Source organism: Streptomyces xantholiticus, assembly GCF_014651015.1.
GTDB classification, from domain to species: Bacteria; Actinomycetota; Actinomycetes; order Streptomycetales; family Streptomycetaceae; genus Streptomyces; species Streptomyces xantholiticus.
In genome coordinates, this window is record NZ_BMWB01000007.1 from 33,116 (window position 1) to 56,697 (window position 23,582).

General features: G+C 69.7%; 36 protein-coding genes and 1 pseudogene. 32 read left to right on the top strand and 5 right to left on the bottom strand.

Annotated features, from left to right (window positions below):
- Positions 1-262: 262 nt before the first annotated feature.
- The 3 genes and pseudogenes from IE198_RS35170 to IE198_RS13460 form a co-directional block, all read right to left on the bottom strand.
- Positions 263-457 (bottom strand): annotated as a pseudogene (locus IE198_RS35170) (IS5/IS1182 family transposase); the annotation flags it as partial.
- Between the two features lie 477 nt (positions 458-934).
- Positions 935-2,194: a tyrosine-type recombinase/integrase gene (locus IE198_RS13455; protein WP_189886143.1), complete on the bottom strand. Its 1,260-nt coding sequence runs from the start codon at positions 2,192-2,194 to the stop codon at positions 935-937.
- A 436-nt stretch (positions 2,195-2,630) separates the two neighbouring features.
- Positions 2,631-2,999, bottom strand: coding sequence for a helix-turn-helix domain-containing protein (locus tag IE198_RS13460; protein WP_189886145.1), 369 nt, complete (start codon positions 2,997-2,999; stop codon positions 2,631-2,633).
- Positions 3,000-3,568: 569 nt separating this feature from the next.
- Here IE198_RS13460 and IE198_RS13470 point away from each other — a divergent pair.
- From IE198_RS13470 to IE198_RS13550, 17 genes are all read left to right on the top strand, one after another.
- Complete coding sequence (locus IE198_RS13470) at positions 3,569-3,823, top strand: hypothetical protein (protein WP_189886147.1); 255 nt, start codon at positions 3,569-3,571, stop codon at positions 3,821-3,823.
- Positions 3,824-3,912: 89 nt separating this feature from the next.
- Positions 3,913-4,257, top strand: coding sequence for a hypothetical protein (locus tag IE198_RS13475; protein ID WP_189886149.1), 345 nt, complete (start codon positions 3,913-3,915; stop codon positions 4,255-4,257).
- Positions 4,254-5,204 (top strand): hypothetical protein, encoded by a 951-nt coding sequence (locus IE198_RS13480; protein WP_189886150.1) that lies wholly within the window; start codon positions 4,254-4,256, stop codon positions 5,202-5,204. Before IE198_RS13475 ends, IE198_RS13480 begins: the two co-directional genes overlap by 4 nt.
- The gene (locus tag IE198_RS13485) at positions 5,201-5,467 is read left to right on the top strand and encodes a hypothetical protein (RefSeq protein ID WP_189886152.1); all 267 of its coding nucleotides are present in this window, start codon (positions 5,201-5,203) and stop codon (positions 5,465-5,467) included. Before IE198_RS13480 ends, IE198_RS13485 begins: the two co-directional genes overlap by 4 nt.
- Positions 5,467-6,354, top strand: coding sequence for a PD-(D/E)XK nuclease-like domain-containing protein (locus IE198_RS13490; protein WP_189886154.1), 888 nt, complete (start codon positions 5,467-5,469; stop codon positions 6,352-6,354). The genes IE198_RS13485 and IE198_RS13490 overlap by 1 nt, the downstream gene beginning before the upstream one ends.
- Complete coding sequence (locus tag IE198_RS13495) at positions 6,351-7,271, top strand: hypothetical protein (protein ID WP_189886156.1); 921 nt, start codon at positions 6,351-6,353, stop codon at positions 7,269-7,271. The genes IE198_RS13490 and IE198_RS13495 overlap by 4 nt, the downstream gene beginning before the upstream one ends.
- The gene (locus IE198_RS13500; protein WP_189886158.1) at positions 7,271-7,531 is read left to right on the top strand and encodes a WhiB family transcriptional regulator; all 261 of its coding nucleotides are present in this window, start codon (positions 7,271-7,273) and stop codon (positions 7,529-7,531) included. The genes IE198_RS13495 and IE198_RS13500 overlap by 1 nt, the downstream gene beginning before the upstream one ends.
- Positions 7,528-7,899: a hypothetical protein gene (locus IE198_RS13505; RefSeq protein WP_189886160.1), complete on the top strand. Its 372-nt coding sequence runs from the start codon at positions 7,528-7,530 to the stop codon at positions 7,897-7,899. Before IE198_RS13500 ends, IE198_RS13505 begins: the two co-directional genes overlap by 4 nt.
- Positions 7,899-8,234, top strand: a complete 336-nt coding sequence (locus tag IE198_RS13510; RefSeq protein ID WP_189886162.1) for a hypothetical protein — start codon at positions 7,899-7,901, stop codon at positions 8,232-8,234. Before IE198_RS13505 ends, IE198_RS13510 begins: the two co-directional genes overlap by 1 nt.
- Positions 8,235-8,324: 90 nt before the next feature.
- A complete protein-coding gene (locus IE198_RS13515; protein ID WP_189886164.1) occupies positions 8,325-9,233 on the top strand; it encodes a hypothetical protein in 909 nt (302 codons plus the stop codon).
- A gap of 2 nt (positions 9,234-9,235) precedes the next feature.
- Positions 9,236-9,976 carry an ATP-binding protein gene (locus IE198_RS13520; RefSeq protein WP_189886166.1) on the top strand — a complete coding sequence of 247 codons (741 nt, stop codon included), beginning with the start codon at positions 9,236-9,238 and terminating at the stop codon, positions 9,974-9,976.
- Positions 9,973-10,548 carry an RRQRL motif-containing zinc-binding protein gene (locus IE198_RS13525; protein WP_308426804.1) on the top strand — a complete coding sequence of 192 codons (576 nt, stop codon included), beginning with the start codon at positions 9,973-9,975 and terminating at the stop codon, positions 10,546-10,548. The genes IE198_RS13520 and IE198_RS13525 overlap by 4 nt, the downstream gene beginning before the upstream one ends.
- A 118-nt stretch (positions 10,549-10,666) precedes the next feature.
- The gene (locus IE198_RS13530; RefSeq protein WP_189886168.1) at positions 10,667-11,119 is read left to right on the top strand and encodes an XF1762 family protein; all 453 of its coding nucleotides are present in this window, start codon (positions 10,667-10,669) and stop codon (positions 11,117-11,119) included.
- 98 nt (positions 11,120-11,217) lie between these two features.
- Complete coding sequence (locus tag IE198_RS13535) at positions 11,218-11,574, top strand: hypothetical protein (RefSeq protein ID WP_189886169.1); 357 nt, start codon at positions 11,218-11,220, stop codon at positions 11,572-11,574.
- A 162-nt stretch (positions 11,575-11,736) separates the two neighbouring features.
- Positions 11,737-12,159: a hypothetical protein gene (locus IE198_RS13540; RefSeq protein ID WP_189886171.1), complete on the top strand. Its 423-nt coding sequence runs from the start codon at positions 11,737-11,739 to the stop codon at positions 12,157-12,159.
- Between the two features lie 103 nt (positions 12,160-12,262).
- On the top strand, positions 12,263-12,526 hold the full coding sequence (locus IE198_RS13545; protein ID WP_189886172.1) for a hypothetical protein: 264 nt from the start codon (positions 12,263-12,265) through the stop codon (positions 12,524-12,526).
- Between the two features lie 70 nt (positions 12,527-12,596).
- On the top strand, positions 12,597-13,319 hold the full coding sequence (locus tag IE198_RS13550; RefSeq protein ID WP_189886174.1) for a hypothetical protein: 723 nt from the start codon (positions 12,597-12,599) through the stop codon (positions 13,317-13,319).
- 62 nt (positions 13,320-13,381) lie between these two features.
- On the opposite strand, the gene IE198_RS13555 is transcribed toward IE198_RS13550, so the two are convergent.
- A complete protein-coding gene (locus IE198_RS13555) occupies positions 13,382-13,666 on the bottom strand; it encodes a sigma-70 family RNA polymerase sigma factor (protein ID WP_189886176.1) in 285 nt (94 codons plus the stop codon).
- Between the two features lie 113 nt (positions 13,667-13,779).
- Between IE198_RS13555 and IE198_RS13560 the strand changes: the two genes are divergently transcribed.
- Positions 13,780-14,217, top strand: a complete 438-nt coding sequence (locus IE198_RS13560) for a hypothetical protein (RefSeq protein WP_189886178.1) — start codon at positions 13,780-13,782, stop codon at positions 14,215-14,217.
- A 74-nt stretch (positions 14,218-14,291) separates the two neighbouring features.
- Positions 14,292-14,438 (top strand): hypothetical protein, encoded by a 147-nt coding sequence (locus IE198_RS13565; protein ID WP_189886180.1) that lies wholly within the window; start codon positions 14,292-14,294, stop codon positions 14,436-14,438.
- 103 nt (positions 14,439-14,541) lie between these two features.
- Here the strand turns inward: IE198_RS13565 and IE198_RS13570 are convergent, their stop codons facing one another.
- The gene (locus IE198_RS13570; protein ID WP_229833903.1) at positions 14,542-14,787 is read right to left on the bottom strand and encodes a hypothetical protein; all 246 of its coding nucleotides are present in this window, start codon (positions 14,785-14,787) and stop codon (positions 14,542-14,544) included.
- Between the two features lie 146 nt (positions 14,788-14,933).
- Between IE198_RS13570 and IE198_RS13575 the strand changes: the two genes are divergently transcribed.
- From IE198_RS13575 to IE198_RS13630, 13 genes are all read left to right on the top strand, one after another.
- Positions 14,934-15,248, top strand: coding sequence for a hypothetical protein (locus IE198_RS13575; protein ID WP_189886182.1), 315 nt, complete (start codon positions 14,934-14,936; stop codon positions 15,246-15,248).
- Complete coding sequence (locus tag IE198_RS36110; RefSeq protein ID WP_268246473.1) at positions 15,248-15,370, top strand: hypothetical protein; 123 nt, start codon at positions 15,248-15,250, stop codon at positions 15,368-15,370. Before IE198_RS13575 ends, IE198_RS36110 begins: the two co-directional genes overlap by 1 nt.
- A gap of 69 nt (positions 15,371-15,439) precedes the next feature.
- The gene (locus tag IE198_RS13580) at positions 15,440-16,378 is read left to right on the top strand and encodes a hypothetical protein (protein WP_189886185.1); all 939 of its coding nucleotides are present in this window, start codon (positions 15,440-15,442) and stop codon (positions 16,376-16,378) included.
- Positions 16,378-16,959, top strand: a complete 582-nt coding sequence (locus IE198_RS13585; RefSeq protein WP_189886187.1) for a hypothetical protein — start codon at positions 16,378-16,380, stop codon at positions 16,957-16,959. Before IE198_RS13580 ends, IE198_RS13585 begins: the two co-directional genes overlap by 1 nt.
- Positions 16,956-17,408: a hypothetical protein gene (locus IE198_RS13590; RefSeq protein WP_189886189.1), complete on the top strand. Its 453-nt coding sequence runs from the start codon at positions 16,956-16,958 to the stop codon at positions 17,406-17,408. The genes IE198_RS13585 and IE198_RS13590 overlap by 4 nt, the downstream gene beginning before the upstream one ends.
- Position 17,409: 1 nt before the next feature.
- Entirely contained in the window at positions 17,410-18,039 is a 630-nt protein-coding gene (locus IE198_RS13595) for a hypothetical protein (RefSeq protein WP_189886191.1), read from the top strand.
- Positions 18,040-18,119: 80 nt separating this feature from the next.
- Positions 18,120-18,278 carry a hypothetical protein gene (locus IE198_RS13600; protein ID WP_189886193.1) on the top strand — a complete coding sequence of 53 codons (159 nt, stop codon included), beginning with the start codon at positions 18,120-18,122 and terminating at the stop codon, positions 18,276-18,278.
- A 285-nt stretch (positions 18,279-18,563) separates the two neighbouring features.
- Complete coding sequence (locus IE198_RS13605; protein ID WP_189886194.1) at positions 18,564-18,851, top strand: hypothetical protein; 288 nt, start codon at positions 18,564-18,566, stop codon at positions 18,849-18,851.
- 71 nt (positions 18,852-18,922) lie between these two features.
- Positions 18,923-19,099: a hypothetical protein gene (locus IE198_RS13610; protein ID WP_189886195.1), complete on the top strand. Its 177-nt coding sequence runs from the start codon at positions 18,923-18,925 to the stop codon at positions 19,097-19,099.
- 15 nt (positions 19,100-19,114) lie between these two features.
- Positions 19,115-19,660, top strand: coding sequence for a helix-turn-helix domain-containing protein (locus IE198_RS13615; protein WP_189886197.1), 546 nt, complete (start codon positions 19,115-19,117; stop codon positions 19,658-19,660).
- Positions 19,650-20,933: a PBSX family phage terminase large subunit gene (locus IE198_RS13620; RefSeq protein WP_189886199.1), complete on the top strand. Its 1,284-nt coding sequence runs from the start codon at positions 19,650-19,652 to the stop codon at positions 20,931-20,933. Before IE198_RS13615 ends, IE198_RS13620 begins: the two co-directional genes overlap by 11 nt.
- Entirely contained in the window at positions 20,933-22,411 is a 1,479-nt protein-coding gene (locus IE198_RS13625) for a phage portal protein (RefSeq protein ID WP_229833905.1), read from the top strand. Before IE198_RS13620 ends, IE198_RS13625 begins: the two co-directional genes overlap by 1 nt.
- 15 nt (positions 22,412-22,426) lie before the next feature.
- Positions 22,427-23,575: a phage minor capsid protein gene (locus tag IE198_RS13630; RefSeq protein ID WP_189886201.1), complete on the top strand. Its 1,149-nt coding sequence runs from the start codon at positions 22,427-22,429 to the stop codon at positions 23,573-23,575.
- Positions 23,576-23,582: the final 7 nt, after the last annotated feature.

The window sequence follows — 23,582 nt, forward strand, 5'->3', positions numbered from 1 at the left end:
ATCCTTTCTTTCCGTGAGTGCCCGGCGTGGGCCCCGGACGGGGCGAGGGCAGGGGCCGACGTGCAGGGGCGGGGTCGAGTGGAGTGACCCCCGAACTTCCGACACCTGGACGCTGGATTTTTCGATCCAGGGGAAGTGGCCACGGTGGTGAAGCGGAAGCATTACCTCGCAGAGTTCAAGGGGACGCGGTGGATCCGGTGCGCTCCTCGAAGGGCCGCTCCCTCGCTGGCATCGCCCGGAGTCTGGGTATCCATAGGACGTTGAGTTGGAGAGCGAGGACCGCCCGGACGAGCTCGGTGATGCGGCTCGGGCTGCAACGGAGCTTGCGCAGGAGCCGCCAAGCCTTGAGGGTGGCCATGGCCTGGTCTGCCGCGGCGCGAACGTTGGCGTGAGAGACCTCGACCGCCTTCTGGTTTGCGGAGAGCTGGTGCCAGCGGTCGGCCGGGGTAGACCTGATCCGTCGGCACCCTGGTACTCGGTAACCCGCACGACTCGCGGCCGACGATGCGCGAATCGCCCACCGCCGCCACATTGGGCTCAGCATCGCCCAGGAAGCAGCTCGCCAGCCGCGGTAGCTGGTCACTGAATCGGGCAAAGGCTCGTAAAACCGAATCGCGTCGTCGACGTGGAGTTATCCAAAGGCACCCATCGTGCCGTTCCCATCAGGTTCCCATCTGGGATAAAAACGACCCTCCGTGGCACTCACGGAGGGTCGATATGTCCCATTACCTGGTACTTTCTGGTGCCCCCGGCAGGATTCGAACCTGCGACACCCGCTTTAGGAGAACCCGTGTACTGCGGGGGAGCACGTCAGAGCACTTCAGAGCACCCCGGAGAACCCGAAAAACGGTCGGAGAGAGCAACGCGGAGCAAACGCGAGCAACCGAAGGATGGGTGTGTGGCGTCGGTGTGGCGTCCGCGTGGCGTCGGCATCTCACGACACCGCCCGCAGCGTCGTTCCCTTGACCAGCGCGGCCCGCACCTCGTCGACCAACTCGGGCCCCGCGTGCTGGTACAGCCACGTCACCCGGCCGCCCCGCTCGTGCCCCATGATGACCTGCACGTCCTTCTCGGGTACCCCGGCGTCCTTCAACCGGGTGGCGAAGGTGTGCCGCAGATCGTGCACCCGCGGCCACCATTCCTTGCGGCCCGTCTCGGGGCTGACGACCATTCGGGCCAGGCCAGCATCCTTGATCGCCGGAACCCAGTGGCGGCGGAAATTCGGCCGGGTGAGCACGCCGCCTTGCGGGCCGCGGAACACGAGCTCCTCGGGGTGCATCTCGTCGCCGTCGATGGGTGACTCTGCAAGAGACGGGGCCCACCGGTCGAACATGACCCGCACCGCGGCGACAGCGACCGGAGTGAGCGGGACGGTACGGAAACCGGCGCGGGACTTCGGGGCCGGCTTCCGCCGGGTGTGCCCCTCGTCGTCAATGAGAACTTCCTTTACCTTCACCGTTGCAGCTTCAAGGCTCACGTTGCAGGCCCGTAGGCCCGTCGCCTCGCCCCATCGCATGCCGGTTTCCTCGAGGAAGGTTACCAACGGCCGATAGTAGTCCGTGAGCTGTTCCCGGATCAGGTCGCATTGGGCGTGCGTCGGCGGGATCAGGTCGTCCGGGTGCCGGGCCGGCGCCGAGGAGACCTCAATGTCGAGGCAGGGGTTCACGGTGATCCGGCCGTCTCGGAGCGCGGCGACCATCATGTGTCGGAGCAGCTCAAGAGCCTTCTTCTGTGTGGCGTGGCCCTTCACCTCGTTCGTGATCCAGTCCTGTACCTGCATCCACGTCACGGAGTTGAGTTTCCGGGCGCCCCACTTCGGCTCGACGTGGACCCGCCACGCGGACAGCTTGCGGTTCCGGGTGGTCACAGACTTGACCTTGATGGTCGGCCACCAGATCGCATACCACTCCGAGACGGTGATCTGCCCGCGCTTCGGATCCTGGTACGTCCCTTCGCGGACCTGTGAGCGGGCCTTGTCGAGATGGGTCTCCGCTTCCTTCTTCGTCGGGAAAGTTGGGCCGCACTGCTTCCCGGACGGATCGCGGTAGCGGGCCTGCCACGCGCCCGAGCAGTCCCGGACCGGCTTCCGCTCGCGGTAGCCCTTGCTGGGCGGGAACGTCTCGAGGCACAGCGGGCAGCCGCACAGCTTCGATCGCAGCTGCCGTGGGTTGGTCGATGGGCCTTTACGCGCCATGGTTCACCTGCGCACTCCTTCGCTGGATTGGGATGCGGGGAGTGATGATGATTGGCTCCCCGCACCAGCAGAGTGCACCGAACTCCGGTTGTGGCGCGGCGAGTTCGGCGAGAACCGCCCGCACGGCTATCGCTGTGAGTGACGGGTCGACGGAGTCAGGGATGGTGATGGTGCGGGTGGCGGAGTCGTAGACGGGGCGCAGCTGTGCCGAGGAGTAGCGGACGTGGACGCACATAGAACCCCCGTTATCAGGGCGGTAGGGACATGTGCGGCTACGGGGGAGGACGTGAGCCGTCGTCCGACCGTACCTCGGGTACGGGTCGGAAATCGACCGCTGGGACACAAGTTGTTGACGGTTAATGCACCCTGAGTGACAGAGTCCGTTTTAGCTTCGACTCCTGAGGCCGGGTAAAGGTTGCACAGTGCCAAGAAGTTTTTACTGCGTCTGCCGGTTGCGCTCGTTGATGGCGCGCAACTCCAGCTCTTTCAACTCCTGCTGCTCCGGGGTCAGGCCCCGGAACAGCTCGAGGAGCCGCTCCTCGGCAGCCGGCGACAGCGGTCCGGGCGCCTTCCGGCCGGCAGCTTCGAACAGCTCAGCTTCGGTGAAGGCGGGGAACTCGCGCGCGATGGTCCGCAGCGCGTCGGGCCGCGGCGTTGCCTTGCGGTGGGCCCAGTTGTTCACGGTGGAGACGTGCGCGCCGATACGCCGCGCCACCTCCGTCTCGGTGACCTTGTAGGTGTCACGGAGGCGCTTGAGGATCTGCGCGAAGTCGTCGGCGGCGTGAGGGGTGTCGGCGGTCTCCACACGGGTAAGGGTGCCCTTCGGGTTCTACTTTTCGCAAGTAAAAGTAGAAGCGTGGCGCAAAACTTCACGGCGCGCGGCCTCCCCGTCACCCGCCGTTGCACTGGGCATATGCCGACACTATAGAACACCCGTTCGGGTGTGTCGCCCGAGACTCGCCGTTCTCCGCTCCGCTCTGGATTACTCCGCGGTTCTCGTTGACAGCGGTTCGATTTCGAGAGTAGAAATATCGCAACGCCTCACCGATCCGGAGGGGCGCAACCGCCGCCGTCTTTACGAGGTCCGCATGCCCAAAGTGCTCCGCAAGAGCGAAGGTCGGCCAATACGCGACGAGATGGATCGCCAGGGCCTGACCCTCGAGGAACTCTCTGAGATGACCCGCAGGGTCGACCCGGAGGGGCGCGGAGTGAGCCCGAAGACGATCGGCCGGCTTGTCAGTCGTGGTCGGTCCGGACGGAACCCGTGTGAACTGCGGACCGCTTGGCTCATCGTCGAGGCGATGGACTGGCAGATGCACCGCGGTTTCAGCATGCCATCACCTTCGATTTCGAATCCCGAAAGGTCAACCCCCAATGCCGAAGATGACCGCTGACCTCTCCGCGCTCCCCGGCAGCCCGAAGCCCCTGTGGACGTCCGCTCAGCTGCAGGCCTACTACGGCGTATCCGACTGGCAGGTCCGCAAGTGGCGCAAGGCGGGCATGCCGACCGTGCCGGTCGCCCTGACGTCGCCGCGGTTCGACATCGACGCCGTGAAGGCGTGGATGGCAGCGAACGCGCCGGCCGACGACGACGCGGAGTCCCCGCAGCTGGCCGCCGTCGGCGCCTGACCCCCGAAAACGACGGGGCCGCCTGGACCCTGGCCGGTCCTGACAGCCCCTCCGGCACCACCTCAACTACGCGAGAGAAGAGGTCCACCGTGACCATTCAGCCTACCGAAGCCCCCGCCGTCGACGCTGGCGAGACCAGCCTGCGCACCGCGATGATGCGCGCCTTTGCCGTCGCCGAGACGGTGACGGCCCAGCTGCACGACGACCCGACCACGGTCACCGTCCAGACCAATTACGACGGCACGTACAGCGTGGACGTGTACTTCCACAACCACCCCGACTATGTGGCCCGCTTCGGGGCCGACTTCGATGTCCCGGTTTCCACCACCCACAACTACGGGCCGCAGAACGGGACGTACACGAGCGCTCAGGCCACGGTCAACGGGGTCAAGGTCCGCGGTTGGGCCCTGATGAACGTGCAGGTGGCGGCATGAACGCCCTCGACTGGTTGCGTGACTGCTGGCTGAGCGACGACCGGCAGCGGTTCGAAGCCGCAGCCGCCGCCTACCGGGACGCGGTGATTGCGGAGCACCGGGCCAGCTTCACCATGGACGACGCCCGCGGCATCGCCCGTAACCACCGCGCTGCGGTGTTGCGCGATGGGGCCGACGCTGTGGACTCCGGCAAGACCCGATTCCCCGAGCCGGTACGCAGCGGCGCCGCCTGGGCGGCGCGCATGCTGCGCCGCATGGCCGACGAGGCGCCGCGCGAGGAGTTGGCGGCGGTCGTGGCCAGGGTGGGCGCGTTGCCGGTGCCGCTCGGGCACGCCGAGCCCGCCGAGTCGCAGGACCGTCGCGAGCGGTACGCGAAGGCAGTGCTCTCCGTGAAGAGTCTCGCTGGTCTCTTCGCCGATGTGCGCGCCCACGTCGACCCGGTGATGGCTCTGGCGGACGAGGAGCAGGCAGGGTTGCGGGCCCGCGTCGCCGAAGCCGTTGCCGCCGTTGCGCGCCTGGAGCAGAAGCGCGTCGAGCTGGAGCGGATCGCGAACGCTGAGCGGTCCCGGGTCGTCGAGCTGGAGGCCGAGTGCGCCGCGCTGCAGAAGGACAAGGAGCACGTCCTCGCTGCGGCCGAGCGCCGGATGGCCCGCCTGGAAGCCGCGGCCGGTGACAAGTCGACGCGCACGGCCGACGAGGACCCGATCGCGTACTCGCTGACGTCGGCCGTGGAGGCGTTGCACGCCTCGTCGGGCGCGGTCATCGAGGTCCCGTCGACCACCGGGCCGCACGCCCCGGGCGCCTGTGACGCCTGCGGCTCCCGCTCCGAGCAGTGGTGCCCCGACTGCGCCGCCTGCGAGCAGGACTGTCACGGCGGTCACGTCGACAACCCATGCACCCACGTGAACGCCCCGTGGACCGAGACCACCGAGGAGAGCGCCCGATGACCGGACCCGAGCACGACCGCAAGGCCGAAGAACTCGCGCGCCTCGCTGCCCGCCACCCGGACAGCAGCGACGCGCCGGTCCTGGCGCAGCTGGCCACCGCATACGCGACGCTCGCACTCGCCGCCGCCACCCGCGATGCCGGCATTCCGCGCGGCAAGGTGCTCGCCGACCAGTGCCGCACCGCCGAATCGGCGCACGGGCGTCAGTGCGTCAAGGCCGCTGGCCACGACGCCGGCCACGACTTTGGCGACGGTGACGACTGATGACGACGACCGTGCAGGCCGGGGCGCTCGCCCCGGCCGCCGGCCCGGCCATCACCGAGCCCGGCATCTACCAGATGACGAACGAGGAGTACCACTCCCACCGGTACGCCCTCTCCTCGAGCGGCGCGCGGAAGCTGCTGCCCCCGTCGTGTCCCGCCCTGTTTCGGTGGGAGCAGGAGAACCAGCCCGCGCCGAAGAAGACGTTCGACCTTGGCAACGCCGCCCATCGACTCGTCCTCGGTGAAGGTGCGGACCTCGTCCGGATCGACGCCGACAAGTGGACGACGAACGCGGTGAAAGCCGAAGTCGCCGCCGTGCGCGCTGAGGGCGGTATCCCGTTGAAGCCCGACGAGTACCAGCAGGTACACGACATGGCCGACGCGCTGCGCCGCCACCCCGTCGCGTCCCTGCTGTTCGACCCGGCTTCGGGCCGCCCCGAACAGTCGCTGTTCTGGCGCGACGAACAGACCGGCATCATGCGCCGCGCCCGTCTCGACTGGCTGCCCGACCCGCGCTCCGGCCGGCTGATCATCCCCGATTACAAGACGTGCCGCAGCGCCGAGCCGGCCGCGCTGGCCCGGTCCGTCGATGAGCACGGCTACCACCAGCAAGACGACTGGTATCGGGCGGGCGCGAAGGCCCTCGGCCTGGCCGACGACACCGCGGCGTTCGTGTTCGTGTGCCAGGAGAAGACGGCGCCGTACCTCGTGACCGTCGTGGAGATGGACGCGACCGCCCGCCGTATCGGCGCCGCCCGCAACCGCCGGGCCATCGAGACATACGCCCGCTGCCTCGAGTCCGGCCACTGGCCCGGCTACAGCGAAGAAATCGAGTACCTCTCCCTGCCCCCGTGGGCCGAAATCCGTGACACCGAGGAGTACCTGTGAACTACCCCGCAGAGCAGCAGTACGCGCCGGCTCCCGCTCCCGTTCCGTCGTTCGTCGGGCAGGGCACCGCGGTTGAGCAGTCCCGCGCCGTCGCGGAGGTGCAGGCCGCGGTGATCGTGGCCCGCCAGTTCCCGCGGAACGAGGCGCTCGCGATCCAGAAGATGACCACCGCCTTCCGTCAGCAGAACCTCGCCGCCCGGTCGTTCTTCCGCTTCAGCCGCGGCGGCAGCAGCGTGACCGGCGAGACGATCCAGTTCGCCAAGGAACTGGCCCGCTGCTGGACCAACATTCACCACGGCCTGACCGAGCTGCGCCGCGACGACGTGGCCGGCGAGTCGGAGATGCAGGCGTGGGCGTGGGACCTCGAGACGAACGAGCGCGCGAGCACGACGTTCATCGTCCCGCACACCCGATGGACGAGCGCGAACGGCAGCAAGAGGCTCGAGGACCCGCGCGACGTGTACGAGTCGAACAGCAACAACGGTGCCCGCCGCCTCCGAGAAATGATCTTCACAGTGCTTCCGTCCTGGTTCCGGGAGCAGGCGAAGGAGATCGCCACCAACACCCTCAACAACGGAGCCGGTGACACCCCCATTTCCACGCGGATCGCCGAAGCAATCACCGCGTTCGAGGGCATCGGCGTCACCGTCGACCAGATCGAAACGAAACTGGGCCGCGACAGCAGCAAGTGGACGAACATCGACCTCGGCCAGCTGCAGATCATCCATCAGTCGATCCGCCGCGGTGAAGTCACCCGCGACGAAGAGTTCCCGCCGCAGCGCGTGACCGCAAGCGAGATCAAGCAGCAGGCCACCACGCCCGGGAAGACGGAGCAGCAGACCGAGCAGAGCACGCCGCCCGCCACTGGTACGACGGAGTGGCCGAAGGCTGCGGAGCCCGGATCGGGGGCCCGGTGATGACCAGCCTCTTTCAGGCCCTCGACGCGGAAACCGGTGACTTTCGCGCACACGGACTGTGCGCACAGACCGACCCAGAAGTCTTCTTCCCCGAGAGCGGATCGGCCGCCGCCGCAAAGCGCGTCTGCCTCGCCTGCAGCGTGCGGCGCGAGTGCCTCGAGTACGCCATAGAGCACGGCGAGCGCGGCGTTTGGGGCGGCACCTCCGAGAAACAACGCACCGCGATCCGGCGCGTACGGACGAAGGACGCGGCGGCATGACCGGCCTTGACCGTGCTCGCCGGCTTCTCGACCAGCCTCCGCCGGACGTCATCCCCGGGCAGATCGCCGCGGAGCTCCCCGACCGGCCGGCCCGGGTGTGCGACGTGCCGCAGGCCGAGCACACCGGCCCCGTCCGGCCGTACCCGTGCGGCCCGCGCTGCTCCGCCCACTCCCCGTGGGCGCAGGCCGGGCGCCCGGAGCCGAAGCCGGGCCCCGGCCTCCCGAAGGGCGCATGGTCCACCCCGTCGCCGCTCAACGACTCCCGCGTCCACGACGCCCGCGCGGTCGCCTCCGGTAAGCGCCGCTCCACCCCGACCACCTACCGCGCGGCACAGGCCGCCGTGAACCCCAGGAAGGACACCGCCTGATGGGCATGTACCACTCCACCTACTTCGCCTACGGCTTCCAGATTCCGGACACCCACCCCGGCGCGCTGGAAGACCTCGACGACCAGCTGCGGCAGCACAAGGAGCAGCACGGCGGCGACGTCGGGTACCTCAGCGCCGGCAACTACGACCAGGACATGACCTTCCTGGTCACCCACTCCACCGAAGTCAGTCTGGGCAAGTTCGAGCACGTCACGCCGCAGACGTACAGCGCGGAGCAGTACGAGGCGTGGAACCGCGAGCTCAAGGCCGCCGCCATGGCGCTCGGAGTCGTCACCCGCGAGCCCGGGTGGCTCGTCGTGCCCGACCTGAGCTGAGACCACCCCCCGTAGGACCGTCCGGGGCGGCCGGCCACCAGACCCCGCCCCGGACGAAGACCCCTCCGAACCACCGGAAGAAGGCCCCCGTTGACGATCGACGCGATGCAGTGGGTGTGGACGCAGTCCCGCAACACCGGCAATCCCCGCCTCGTGCTGCTCGCCGTCGCCGACAAGGCGCCGGGGCCCGACTGCACCGCACGTATGGGCACCACCGAGTTCCGCGCCCGGCTGGGCAACGTCAGTAAGTCGGTCGTCGTCCGCGCCGTGGACAAGGCACTCGAGTCCGGCGAACTGGTCATGGTCGAAGAGGCCCGCGGGAGTCGTCCAGCGGCCTACCAGCTGCCGAAGGCGGTCGGTTTCGTCCGACCCAAGCCCGGTGCTACCGGTCCTGATTCGGGACCCCTAAGCGACGGCTACCGGTCCCGAATCGAGACCCCTAACGCACAGCAGGGGTCCCGAATCGAGACCCCTAGCGATTCCGCTACCGGTCCTGAATCGGTACCGGGGGGGTCCCGAATCGAGACCCCTAGCGATTCCGCTACCGGTCCTGAATCGGTACCGGGGGGGTCCCGAATCGAGACCCCTACCGGTCCTGAATCGGTACCCCTCTACCAGACCACTCCTACCAGGAGTGAAAGCAAGCTAGCCCCCGAGCCCGCACCCGAGCCCATCCCCGCCAACGCACGCCCCCTCGTTGACGCGCTCACCACCGCCGGTGTCCTCGTCCGCTGGAACCTCTCCCACACCGACTGGTTCGTCGTCGAAGCGCTCATCAAGCGCAGCGGCATTCCCGCACTCGCCGCCTACGCCCAACGCCAGGCCGCTGCCAAAGACATCAGCTACGCGCGCTACTTCCTCCCCGGCTGGCGAGACCTCCCGCCCCTGCCCGAGCAGCCCGCCGGCCCCCGCCCCCTCCGCGCCGTCGGAGGCGGCGGCAGCGCCTGGCAGCCCTACCAGAACCCCAACAACCCGTCCGTGTACGAGAACGGATTCTGACCATGGCCGAACCCATCACCCTCGACAACGAAGCCGCCATGGCCCGACTCCGCGCCGGACTCGCCCACCGAGGACTGGCCGAAGTCGAGCCCGGACCCATCGCCGACGAACCCAGCCCCGACGAACCCGGCCACCCCGAATACCACCGCCGCCGCCGCGCCGAATGGGCGTTGAAGCGCTGGACCACCGCCACCCCGCCCCGCTACCGCCGAGCCGACGCCGAACACCCCGACGTCGCCGCATGGGCCGACCGCGTCGCCGACGACCCCGAGAGCGCCGGATCAATCCTCCTCACCGGCACCACCGGCACCGGCAAAACCCACCAGGCCTACGGCGCCCTACGCCGCATCGCCGCCGCCGGCCCCCACGTGTACGAGATCCGCGCCATCACCGCCGCCGACATGTACGGCCTGCTGCGCCCCAAGGGATCCGACCGCGGAGCCGAAGAAGAACTCCGACGCCTCACCCGCGTCCCGCTGCTGCTCCTCGACGACCTCGGCAGCGCCAAGGCATCCGAGTGGACCGAAGAAGTCACGTACCGGCTGATCAACGAGCGGTACAACGCCTGCCGGCCCTCGATCTACACCAGCAACCTCCCCGCCGACTCCCGCGACGAACACGGGCAGCGCCACGGGCCCGACCTCATCACCGCACTCGGGGAGCGCATCGTGTCCCGCCTCGCCGAGGACACCCAAGTCGTCGCCATGACCGGCCACGACCGACGCCGAGGAGTCAAGCCGTGAGCATCCCCGACGCAGCCGTCGCCGTCATCGCCGCCGCCCTCGACGACTACCGACTCACCACCCCCCACGACCAGCAAACCCCCCACGGCGCCGCCGAACGCGCCGCCGAATACCTCCTGTCCAGCGGCTACCGCATAGCCCCCGACCACACCCCGGAGCACACCATGCCCCACCTGGTCGACGTCGACCCCTACGCCGACCCCACCGGCCAACTCCCCACCTACCGATGGCGACAAGCACCCTCCGGACTCGCCACCCGCCGCCAACTCCGCGACATGGGACTCCGACCCGGCGGACACGACCCCGTCGCCGTCATCGAATGCCGCCGCGGGCAACGCGTCGCCTACCTGTACCGCATCGACCAGGCCGCCCCGAAATACCCCATGACCCTCGCCAAAGAAGCCGCCCTCGACCGCGCCATGGCCGCACGGCAAACCTGCCCCCACTGCCAGCGCCGCTACCACCACTGCCTACCGCTGAAAACCCTCGGCAGCTGCCTCGAATGCCACGACGGAACCCCCGCCGACCCGGGCAGCTACACCGCCCCCCAGCCGCAGCAGCTCGCCGCCTGACAGCCCCACACACCCCCCGGCGGCCACAGAGCCACACCACACCCCCAGAAGCCCACACACGGGCGCTGGCTCGGTTCGGCCGCCGCCCGCGCGCATGACCCACCCGAAGGAGCAGCAGATGGGACTTCACCTCGTCCCCGTCCGCTTCCGCGACGCCCGAGACTTCGTCGCCATGTGGCACCGCCACAACCCGCCGCCCGTCGGCATGATCTTCGCCGTCGGAGCAGCGGACGACGACGGCATACTCCGCGGCGTCCTCGTCGCCGGCCGCCCCGTGGCCCGCCACCTGGACGACGGCCGCACCCTTGAGGTCACCCGCAGCGCCACCGACGGCACCCGCAACGCGAACTCGATGCTGTACGGCGCAGCGTGGCGCGCGGCCAGCGCGTTGGGGTACCGCCGGCTGATCACGTACACGCAGGCGAGCGAGACCGGCGCGAGCCTCCGCGCAGCTGGTTGGCGGGTCCTTGCCCAGCGGCCGGCCCGCGGCGGCTGGGACTGCCCTTCCCGCCCGCGCGCTGAGACCCGATCCGAGCGGATGCCCCGAACCCTGTGGGAGGCCGCCTCGTGATCGGCAGCACACCCGCCCTGACCGCCCCGTGAACGTCGTATGCCGCCCCGGGTCCTAGCCGGGGCGGCACCCGCCCACCATCCCACGAGGAGAACCCGATGTACCCGACCCTCTTTGCCACCCCCGGCCTCAAGGCCTTCGCCGAAGCCGTCGACACCGAACGTCAGGCGCAGCTCTCCAAGTGGGGCGACCAGCACCACCGCGACGGGACCGGCGACAAGAGCCAGCAGGACGACGCGAACCGGGCCCGCAGCTGGTGCCAGGACGCCTTTGGCTCCGGCTACGGCACATGGGCCGACATCCTCGCCGAGGAGGTAGCCGAGGCCTTCGCCGAGCGCGACCCGGCCAAGCTGCGCGCCGAGCTGCTCCAGGTCGCCGCCGTCTGCGCCGCATGGATCGCCGACCTTGACAGTCGGCCAGCCGTGGCCGCCGCGAACGAGGGGGAGCAGCAGTGACCGGCCCGTCGTCGACCCCGCGCGGCGAACGAGCCAGCCGCCCTGGGACGACGTGGGAGACCCGCCTCAAGTGGACCGGCGAGCAGCTCGCCGACGACGACACCCCGACACCCCGACCGAACCGCGCCACCCGACGCGCCATGAAGCGAAGGAAGCCCCGCCGTGCCTGACCGACACACCGTCGACACGATCACAGGCGACGCCCTCGACGCCCTGTACGCAGAACTGGAGCGGACCGGCCGACTACTCCGCCACGCGCAGGCCCGAGCCCGCCACTGGCAGGGGCAGGCCGAGCGCTACAGGCAGGCGTGGAAGTCCGCCAGCCGTGGCCGCCACACCCTGACCAACGAGCTGACCCGCCGGGCGCCCCTCCTCGGGCAGTACCAAGCCGCCATCGACCGGGCGCGCAAGTTGGCCTCCCGCTGGGCCGTCCTCCGCGCATACGGCAGCGCAGCCACCGAACTGCGCGTCGCCCTCGACGGCCCGGAGTCGTGCGAGCAGCACCCCACCGCGCCCCGCATCGCCGGCATGTGTGGCGCCTGCACCCAGTACCCCGCCGACCTCCCGAAGGAGTCCCGCCCGTGAGCGCCACCACCCTTGCCGCGATCGGCATGGTCTGCACCACCGTCCTGTTCTGCGTCCTCGTCTGGGCCGCCGTCCGAACCAACGACCGCAAGGGGAAGTGACCATGGCCCGCTACCGCAAGCGCCCCGTTGAAGTCGAAGCCATGCACATGGCCCACCCCAACAGCCCCGAAGACGTCGCCGAGTGGTGCGGCGGTCGCATCGTCGCCGACGGCATCACAGGCCACCCCTACGCCATCGAAATCGACACCCTCGAAGGCACCATGCGCGGCGAACACGGTGACTGGATCATCCGCGGCGTGAAGGGCGAGTTCTACCCCTGCAAGCCAGACGTCTTCGCCGCGACATACGAGCCCGCCGACGCCTGACCCGCCCCGGAGCGTGCCGACCGTCACGGCACGCCCCGCCGACCAACCGCACCACGCCCGAGGAGAAGCCGTGACCACCGCTCAGCACCTCCGCACCATCATCAGCACCTGGCCCGACCTCACCGACGCACTCGGCGAACCCGTCCAACACGGCGCTTTCGGACTGGGTCTTCGCGGCTATCTCGCCACCCTCGAGCAGCACGACGCCGCCGAAGCTGTCGCCCTGCGCGCCCTCGAGCGGTCCCCCGACCAGCTCGGAGTGCGGCCCATCCCGATCCGGCTCCGCGTCCACGAGACGATGCACGTCATCCGCGCGGTGCTCCTCGACTGCGCCGACGCGATCGCCGAACACGTCCAGCGCGACCCCATCCCCATGCCGCCGCCGCGCCGCGCCGCCGTCGCCCGCACCCGCGCCGAACGCCTCGCATGGGACGACCACGCCCGCAGGGTGCAGGCCGCCCAGGACGACGCCGCCGACGCCCGCCGATGGAAGTGGACCGGCACCCGCCCGGACGCCCCGTACACCGCCCTCTGGCTGTTGGCTCGAGTCGAGCGCGCGCCCGGCCCGTTCTACCGCCTCACCGAGGAGCAGGAGCAGCGCATCGGCCACGTCGCGGCCGGCTGCGTCCAGCGGATAGAGACCGTCCTCGACACCGCCGCCCGCGAAGCGAAGCTGTCTCGGTCGTGTCACTGCGGCGGCACGATCACCGTGTACGGCGGGGCCGGCGCCTCGCCGCTCGCGCACTGCGACACCTGCGGCGGCATCTGGACCGAGCAGGGCGCAGCAGCATAGGCCCCGGACGCGGCGAAGCCCCCGACCAGCCGGCCGGGGGTTTCGCGTTGCCTGAGAGCGGGTCAGTCGGCCTCTTGGCGCGCCGTCTTGCGTGGCGACCGGCTGTGTCCGCGCGCAATGCCGCTGACGCGCTCGGGCTTGACGCCAAGGGCGGGGGCCATGTCGGTGTAGCTGGTGCCGTCGCGGTCGTGGAGGGTGCGCACGACGTGTTGGCGTTGCTCGCGTAGCCACTTCTGTAGGTCCGGGATGGCGTTGAGGGCTGCGGTGAGGGCCACGGCCTGATCAAGGGTTTCGTCACCGGCGACCAGGTCGGCGAGTTGGTCGAAGGGCGGGGGCGGCTTGTCCATGGCATGAGGGTAGTGGGTACCCGCCAATATTGATAGTGGGTACCCACTTGACGTGATTGATGGGTACCCACTAACTTGGAGGTATCGCAAGGACGACAGAGGGAGTGGACGACATGGCCAAGGTCTACGAGCGCACCGAGAACGGCACCACCGCTCACGTCAGCATCCGCGAGGCGATGGCCGAGGTGAACGGCGCGATGATGGCCGGCAAGCGCCACGTACGCACGATGTCCTCTGGTCGCACGCAGCACAGCATCGAGTACAAGGACGGCCGCCAGGTGCGCATGACCCTGGTGGACGCGCCCGCCCCGGAGGCACAGGAGACGGACAGCAAGGGGCGCCGGATCGTCGCCGTCAAGGGCAAGCGGTACATCGTCGGCGCCGTCGTGCCGGCCCGACCCAAGGTCGATGGTGTTCCCACATGGGTCCCCGAAGCGTACGTCGCTTACTGGTCCGAGCGGAACGGTGAGACCTTCGGCGCCACGAGGTTCGCCTCCGCGAGCGGGAAGCCGGGCACGGTCGGACGCGCCATCTGGGACGCGGTGAAGTAGACGACGCGGCCCGCCCCAACCGGGGCGGGCACCATGCCGGCTCCACCCGGCACCAACACAAGGGAGCAACCCCCATGACCACCACCCGCCGCTACCAGGTCCGCCGCCTTCGCGTCACCGGCGCGTACGTGCTCGACACCCACACCGGCAAGACGTGGCCCGCCATGGCCACCGTTGGCGCGCGGCAGCTCGCCGACCACCTCAACCGGCGCGCCGCATAGCGCCCCACCGCCCGCCCCGGTTGGGGCGGGCACCCCGTCCCGCAGGCGCAGCAGTAGACGGAAGCCCCCGACCACATGGCCGGGGGCTCCCGTACGCGCGAGGCTACTTGTCGAGATCAGTTCGCTTGCCCTGCCTGATACCGGCCTGACGCTCCGCCCAGTAGGCATCGAACCATTCGACGTCGTACTCCGGCCGGCTGCTGCCCTCCCGGAACACGGGCGCTGGCCAACCCTCCGCCGGGGTCGTCGCCAGACGATGCAGCAGCGTGCGGCTACGCCCCACCCGCTCAGCGAGCTTCGGAATGGTCATAGTCTCCCGCTGCTCCTCACTCTCCGGGGTCTCGGGCATGGGGCAATCCTCTCAGCGAGGTGTGGACAATGTCCACACTTCTCGCTACGGTCGAACCGGCAACAAGGAAGGCCCCGGCCGGCGCTGCGAACGCCACATGGCCGGGGCCAGACCCACCCCGAAGCGATCGAAGGAGTGGATCCGCCATGGAGCGTATCCCCACCAACCCCACCACCAAAGAGCTGGACGACGTCTTGGCCCGGATCCTCTCCGAGCCGACCCGCGCACACCTGCTGCTCCTCGGCGTCGCCACCGTCCTCGAGGACGAGCAGCCGTTCCAGACGATGAACCCCGCCGTGTACTGCGACGCGATGAACGCCGCGATCACGGAGCACCTTGCCGGCCTGCCCGGAGTCGTCGCCGCCGATGCGCTCATGCGCGCCACGGCCGCCGCGCCCCACGTGACCGGTACCGCATGGGAGTACGCCCAGCTGCTCCGCGACGTCGCGAAGGGGCTGTGATGGCGCAGCCCACGGACGTCGCCGACGACGCGAACGCCACCGTCCAGCAGCTGCAGCAGCGCGCAGCCGTCGACCGTCAGCGGCAGCAGGCTGCCGAACAGGCCCGCAGCCACCGCGGCTGACCCCTGACCGCCGCGCCCGAGCAATCCACGCCGCTCGGGCGCGGCCCTCTCTCCCGCTCCGGAGGAGCTGTGACGCAGGAACTGACCAAAGGGCAGGCGACCGTACTGATCGCCGCAACTCTCCCCATGATCGCCGCAGGCGCGTTCGGCGGTTGGGGCACGTACACCAACATCGTCAGCGAGTTCGGCCGCGCCGCCACCGCCCTCGGAGTCGTCGCAGCCGGCGAAGGCGTCACCCTCGTGCTCGCGTTGGTCATGGTCGGGCTGACGATGCTCGGGCAGCCCGCGCCCGCGCCCGTACGGGTCGGCCTGTGGCTCGCCCCGATCGGAGCAGCGGTCACCGGCCTGGTCGTCGCCGACGACGTCACCGAAGGCGTCGTCTACGCGATCACACCTATGGCCATGTCCGCCGCCGCGGAGGGTCTCGGGCTTCTCGCCCGTCGCGTCGTCGTCTACCGGACCGGTGTCGACATGGAAGCGCAGCGCAGCAACGCCGCCACGGTTCGCCGGCTCGCGTACCTCACCGCCCGCGCAGCGCAGCACCCGCACGACTGGACACGGAAGCGGTCGCAGCTCGCAGCCTGGCGCCTCATGGCCCGCGTAGGGCTCGGAGACGTGCAGCTCGGTTCCGACCTCGTCACCGTCCAGCGCGACCGGCTCACCGAAGGCGCTGACAAGGCACTCGCCGCCATGCTCGGACTGCCCGCACCAGCCCTGATCGCGAACACCGAACAGCCCCCCGAGCAGCTCGCGCCCGCCGCGCCGAACACGGCGAGCACACCCCCGAACGTCACCCGCGAACAGATCGCCGACCACGCCGCGACCAGCCCGAACACCGATCGCCCGGCACCGACCATCGCCGAACTTGCCCGCGAGCAAGTTGCGATCACCCCCGACAACCGGACCGCCGTGAACTTGATCCTCGCCGTTCGTCCGGACGCCGACCGCGAGTCGGTCGCGGCAGCTGTTCGCCGCGAACGCCGCAAGGGGAACGGCGGGTACAACTGATGGCCCCCGAAGGCGCCGACGAGCGCCGTATCCGGTCGCTGCTCCGCCGTCGTGGAGTCGGCCCCGACGCCGAACCGCAGCCGGTCGTACCCGCTCCCCGTGACCCCGATTGGCTTGACCGGCTGTACGCCGACGAGCAGAAGCCGGAGCCCGCGGGGGAGCCGGCCCCCTGGTGGACCGTCCGCAAGGACCCCGCCCCGGTGCCCGCGCCCGTCGTGGGGGAGCAGCAGGCCCCCGGAGTGCACGTCACCATCACCCCCGCCACGCCCGCCCGCCCGGTGTCCGACCGCAAGGCCCGTATCCGCTGGTGGGTCCTGCGTCGCGGCACCGCGGCCGGAGTCGGATGGCTGATCGGGCTCGGGCCCGTCGTACAGCGGCGGCTCGAGGAGTCCGGGCAGGGCGCGGTCGGGTTCGCGCTGCTCCTGTGGCTGGTCGCCTGGTTCGTCGCCGCCAAGCTGCTCCGTTTCGTCCCCCGCGAAGCCATCCCCGAAGTCCACGACGCAGCCGACTGGGCTGCACACATTCCGTCCGCGACCGTGCTTCTCGCGCTCGCCCTCAACACCCCCGGAGCCCTCTCGTGACCAGCATTGCCGCTCCCGTCGGAGCCATCTTCGGCGGCTTCGGAGCCGGCGGGCTTGCCCTGGCCCTGGCCGTGCTTCTCGTCCTTGGAGTGCGCGGCAAAGGCAAGATGAAACTCACTGTCAGCCCCGCCGCCTACGTGGCGTTCGTCGCCGCTACGGCTTTCAGCGCCGCCGGGCAGATCTGGGCCAACCCAGAGAAGATCGTCGGCCAGGGCCTGATGGGGCTCGGAGTTGGGCAGGGGAGCAGCGGCCCGTTCGGCGACGTCAAGCTAGGTGCGGTCGCGTTGATCCTCGTGATCCTGTTCCTGTTCGCCCCGAACGTCACGCCTGTGTTCGCTGCCGTGCTCGGCCTGATCGCAGGGTTCGTGTTCCCCGCCACCGGCGACGGTACGGTTTGGGCGATCCCCGCCGAAGTCGCCAAGTCCCTCCTCATGACAGTGGGGGGCTGACATGCGCGTCTGGATTGCCATCTGGACCGGATCCACGCTCATCTGTGGCCGCATCGGCGCATGGATCGCAGGGGGACCGGTCGCCCGAGTGCTCGCCGTGGTCCTCGCCGCCGGGTTCATCAAGGGTCTGCCGTGGACGACCTACCTGGTGTGGACGGGCGCCGCCGGGTGGCTGGGAACGGCGATCGCAATCGGCCTGCGCCCCGCCCCCGAGACGTCGGCCGAGGAGCAGCAGGAGAAGGCGCCCGCCCGGCAGCCGCTCACCCTCGACCAACTCTCCGCCGCCATGCACGAAGTCGGCGCGCCTCACGCGCATTTGAAGGCGATCGCCGTCGCGTGCGGCACCACCCCGGCGGCCGTACGGGAGAAGTTGGAGGCCGCTGGCATCCCCGTCTCCTCGGGGGTGCGCATGAGCGGGAAGGTGTCGACCGGTGTTGACCGGCGACACTTCCTGCCACGCTCCTCCCCCGGTAACCCCCCGCTCGAGCCGCCCGCTGTTGGCGTTGTTGTCGCAGGTCAGAGCAACAACAACAACGACGACAACGCCCTGACTGTGGAGCGCCAAGAGGGGATGTCGATCATCCGAGACCCGGCAGACCGCAAGCGTCGCCGCACGCTGCTCCGCCGCTGAAAGCCCCGGGACGGCCGCCCGCCTGGCAGCTAGTCGGCCGCCCCGGTCCCATCCCGAACACACGAGACAGGACTCCGATCATGGCATTTGGACGACGCAAGAACGAGACCAGCGGCACCCCCACGGGCAAGCTCCCGAAGACGATGCCCACCCGGTTCCAGCCGGACGACGCCCGTTCCGCCGGTCACGAGACGACGTATCAGAGCAGCCGTGGAGGCTGGCTGAAGCCGCGGAAGTGACCCCGTTGTCAGTGCCCCGCCGTAGCGTGGACACATCCCACCCGTGCTGACTGGCTGCAGCGCTGTTGAGACCGGAGCCCCGCCGTACGTCCCCCGTCGGCGGGGCTTCGCCATGCCCGGCACTACGGCTGTAGTTGCGAACGGGGCGAGCGTGGCCCATGATGGGCGCAGATCCGGCATGCCCGGAAACAATCGGCCCGCTCACCGGAGCGGGCTTTCCCGTTTCCCTTCACGCCCTCCCCGCACGCGTGCCACGATTCCCCCACACACGCTCCTGGGGGACACATGAGCTATCAGCGCTACGTCGAGCGCCGCGGGGCGAACCACGGCCTACACGTCGTCTTGTCAATTCTGACCTGCGGGATTTGGGCGATCACGGGATGGCCGCTCGCCGCCATCATCGGCCGCAGGACCGTCACGAAGGTGCCCGTCTACCAGCCGCCGCAGGTCATGCCGCCTCAGCAGCCGTACGGATATCCGCAGCAGCCCCCGCAGGCGTACCCGCCGCAGCAGTACGGGCAGCAGTACTACCCGCAGCAGCCCGGACCCTACGGGCAGCCCCCGCGGCAGTAGCCGCACCCCCCAATCGGCCCGGCCGCGTCCCCCGTTCGCGGCCGGGCCTTCGCACGCCCAGGGAGGACCCCGTGCCCGGCAAGAAAACGCGCGGCATCACCCCCGGCCGCGTCAGCGTGTACGAACGCCTCAAGACCCGCATGTCGAAGCGGAAGGCCGCGCGGATCGCGAACGCCGGCAAGACGAAAGCCGGCCGGAGCCGCATGGCGAAGAAGGCGGCACGCACCCGCGCCCGCCGCGGACGATGATCGGGAGGTGACCCCGTGCCGAACCAGTTCACCCACCCGGTCACCGACGAGGACCGCGCCAAGGTGCGCGAGCTGCACGCGCAGGGCCTGAGCCGTAACGAGATCGCGCGCCGGACCGGCCGCGGGCAGCGCACCGTTTCCTACATGGCCCAACAGATGGGCCTCGTTTTCGACTGCACCCGCACCGAAGAGGCCACCCGACACCGTGCCGCGCAGCTCGCCGAACGGCGCGCGATCCTCGCCGAAGCGCTGCACGACGACGCGGAGCGGCTGACGGAACAACTCTGGGAACCCGCCATCGTCCACAGCTTCGGAGGCAAGGACAACACCTTCGAGCGGCGTGAACTGCCGGAGCCGCCGGCCGACGCAAAGAAGAACCTGATGGCCGCCGCCGGCATGGCCATCGACCGGTCGCTGCGTCTCCTGCCCCCGGTCGCCGAGGACGGCGCGGAGCAGGCCCGGAGCGTGGTCGGCCAGCTGATGACCGGCCTGGCTGATGTGTACCGCGAGCAGCAGGCGCGAGCGGCTGCCGCAGACGAGGGGGCGGGTGATGCTCCGTGATATCGAGCTCCCGCTCTCCCCGAAGCAGATCGCGTCGGTAGTCGAGTCGCAGGATGCGCCCCTGGCCCTCTGGTCGGGGGCGGTGTCGTCTGGCAAGACGATCGCTTCGCTGCTCGCGTTCCTCATCCGGCTCACGGTCGCGCCCGATCACGGGCTCATCGTGATCATTGGCAGGACGTTGCAGACCATCGAGCGGAACCTGATCGACCCCCTGCAGTCGCAGCACCTGTTCGGGCCGCTCGCCAAGCATGTGCACCACACCACCGGCGCGACCACGGCCGTGATCCTCGGCCGTACCGTGCACCTCGTTGGCGCGTCCGACGCGCGTGCAGAGGGCCGCATCCGGGGTGCGACGATCGCGCTCGCCTACGTGGACGAGGCCACCCTCGTCCCGCATAGCTTCTGGATGATGCTGCTGTCCCGGCTGCGCGTCGGCGCCGAGTCCCGGCTGCTCGCCACAACCAACCCGGACGGGCCGTTTCACTGGCTGCGGAAGGAGTTCATCCTCCGCGGCCCCGAAGTCGGGCTCACGAACTGGCACTTCACCCTCGACGACAATCCGTCGCTGGATCCGGGATGGGTCCAGCGGCTGAAAGCGCAGTACGTAGGCCTGTGGTACCGCCGGTTCATCCTCGGCGAGTGGTGCCTCGCCGCCGGCAGCGTGTACGACATGTTCGACGAGGACCGGCACGTCGTCGACCTCATGCCGTTCATGAAGCGCTGGACCGCCGTGGGCGTCGACTACGGCACCGTGAACCCTTTCTCCGCGGTGCTCCTCGGGCAGGGCGAAGACGACCACCTGTACGTGGTTTCCGAGTACCGGCACGAGTCGAAAACGGCGCTCCGGCAGCTGACGGACGCCGAGTACTCCCGCGACGTGCGGCAGTGGCTCGCGAACGTGAAGCGGCCCGGAGAGCAGGGGATGCCGCGCGGAGTCCGCCCGGAGTGGATCTTTATTGACCCTTCCGCGGCCTCGTTCATGAACCAGCTGTGGCAAGAGCGCGTGCCGAACATCGCGCCGGCCGTGAACGACGTCCTCGACGGCATCCGGTCCGTAGGCGTCGCCCTCGGCTCCGGCCTGCTGCGCATCCACCGCTCCTGCACCGGGCTCCTCGGAGAGCTCCCCGGATACGCGTGGGACGAGAAGGCCGCGGAGCGCGGCGAAGACAAGCCGATCAAGGCTGACGACCACAGTGCGGACGCGCTGCGGTACGCCCTGCACAGCACCGCGCACGAGTGGCGCGGACTCATCGACTACCAGGAGGCTGCCTGATGCCGCTGCCTGAGCCGAACACGGCATGGCCGCCGCCGCAGATGGTGAAGCCGCTTGCCGCGATGGCCGTGGATGACGCCTGGTACTCCGGTGACCGTGACCGGATCCGCAAGGCGTACCAGAAGCCGGGCGCGGAGACGACGAGCACCGGCCGCCGGCTCCGCTTCTGGGAGCGGCCCCGGAACCTTGCCGCGCCGGATCACTCGCTGCACGTGCCGCTCCCCGGGGACATTGCCACGACCAGCGCCGATTTGCTGTTCTCGGAGCCGCCAAAACTGATGGCCGAGACCCCGTCGACACAGGAGCGGCTCGAGGAGCTCGCCGAAGCCGGAGGCCTGGCCAACACCCTGTTGGAGGCTGCGGAGGTGTGCGCGGCCCTACGCGGGGCGTACATGCGCGTGACGTGGGACGAGGAGTTGGCACAACGGGCGCTGCTCACCGTCCATCACGCCGATACAGCGATCCCGACATGGCGTTCCGGCATCCTGGCCGCGGTCACCTTCTGGCGGGAGCTCGAGAACGACGGCACGCGCGTCCTGCGGCATCTGGAGTTGCACGAGGTTGGCGCGATCCGGCACGCCCTGTACGAGGGCACGACGGCGAGCATCGGCCGCGTGGTGCCGCTCACCGAACACGAGGAGACGACACCGCTCGCCGCATCCCTCGACAAGGGCGGCGACGGGCAGACGATCAGCACCGGTATCCAGCGGCTCACGGCCCGATACGTGCGGAACATGGGCCCTGACCGGCAGGACAGGCGCTCACAGCTGGGCAGGAGCGACTATCAGGGCCTCCACGGCATGTTCCACGCCCTTGACGAGGTGTGGTCGTCGTGGATCCGTGACATTCGGCTCGCGAAATCGCGGCTGATCATCCCGAACGGGTACCTGCAGACCACCGGCCCCGGGCTGGGAGCATGGTTCGACGTCGATCAAGAGGTGTTGGCGGCGATCAACACGCCGCCCACGGCCGGCGAAGGGATCACCGAAAACCAGTTCGCGATCAGGGTGGACGAACACCAGCGCACCGCCGATGCCATCGTGCGGGAAGCGGTGAAGCTGGCCGGCTACTCCCCGCAGAGCTTCGGACTGGACGAGGGCGGCGCCACGGTCACCGCTACCGAAGTCGTCGCGAGCAGGAGCAAGAGCCTGACCACCCGGGGAAAGAAGTCCCGGTACTGGGCGCCGGAGCTGGCCGACATGCTCGAAGTCCAGCTGATGATGGACGTCCAGTTGGGGTTCTCGAAGGTCACGCCGGAGCGGCCAACGGTCGACTTCGGGAGGGGCTCCGAGGACTCCCACCGCGTCGCCGAAACGCTGTCGCTCCTCGCGCAGGCGCAGGCGATCAGCACGGAAGCGAAGGTTCGGATGCGGTCCCCGGACCTCGACGACACCGCGGTCCGTGAGGAAACCGCCCGGATCCTCAAAGAGACCGGGCAAGGCGAGATGGCCGACCCGACGCAGACCGGCGCCGAGTAGGCGGGAGGGCCGCTCATGCCCGTCTCGCCTGCCATGGCCGAAGACCTGGCCGCCGCGGTTCGCGTCCTGTACGAGGATGCCGAGGTGGCGATCCTCGAGAAGCTGGCCGCCGCGCTCGCCGAAGGCATCGACTCGCCCCTCTGGGCAGAGATCAAACTCCGCTCCATCGGCGATCTACGGGCCGCGATCGAAGAAGTGACGGACGCGCTGCAGACCGACGCTGACGGCGCCGTGGCGCGGGCCCTGGCGGAGGCGTACGGGCGCGGCCGGCAGGCCGCTGTAGCGGAGATGGGCGGGCTGGACATCGGCCGGGAGTTGCAGGCCCGCCGGGTGCTGCCGAACGCTCCCGCTGTCGACCGCCTGGCCGCGTCGTACGCGGCAGACACCCGCCCGCTGTACCAGCGCATCACGCGGGCCGTGGTGGACACGTACCGGTCGGTGGTGACCCGCGCGTCAGCCTCCACGCTCCTCGGCACCCTGACCCGCCGCCAAGCCTCTCAGCGGGCACTCGACCAGTTCGCCCAACGCGGCGTAACGGGCTTTGTCGACTCCTCGGGCCGGTCGTGGGAGCTCGCCGCCTACGCAGAAATGGCCGTGCGGTCTGTCACCGCCCGCGCGGCGATTGAGGGGCACACAGACGCGCTGGGAGAGATCGGCGTCGGGCTGGTCATCGTGTCGGATGCGCCGCTCGAGTGCCCGCTGTGCGCACCGTGGGAAGGCGAAACCCTCACCCTCGGGCCGCAGTCGGGACCGCACACGATCCGGGCGGAGCACGCGATCCAGCCGACCGGGCTACGCGCTGCGCTCCGGCCGCCGAAGACGGTTGCCGTGCACGTCGCGGGCTCCCTGGTGGAAGCACGGGCCGCAGGCCTCTTCCACCCCAACTGTCGACATTCCCTTGCGGCGTACCTGCCCGGAGTCACCACCCGGCCGCCGCACCACCCGACCCCCGGCACGACATACGAGGACACGCAGCGGCAGCGGGAGATCGAGCGGCACATCCGCGCGTGGAAACGCCGGCAGGCGGCCGCCATCGACGACGCCGCTCGCCGCCGCGCAGGCGCCTACGTCCGCAAGTGGCAGCAGGCGCAGCGCGAGCACGTCGCCGCACACGAGCACCTCCGGCGCAAGCCGGCCCGCGAGCAGATCGGTTCGGCCCACTGACCGCCAG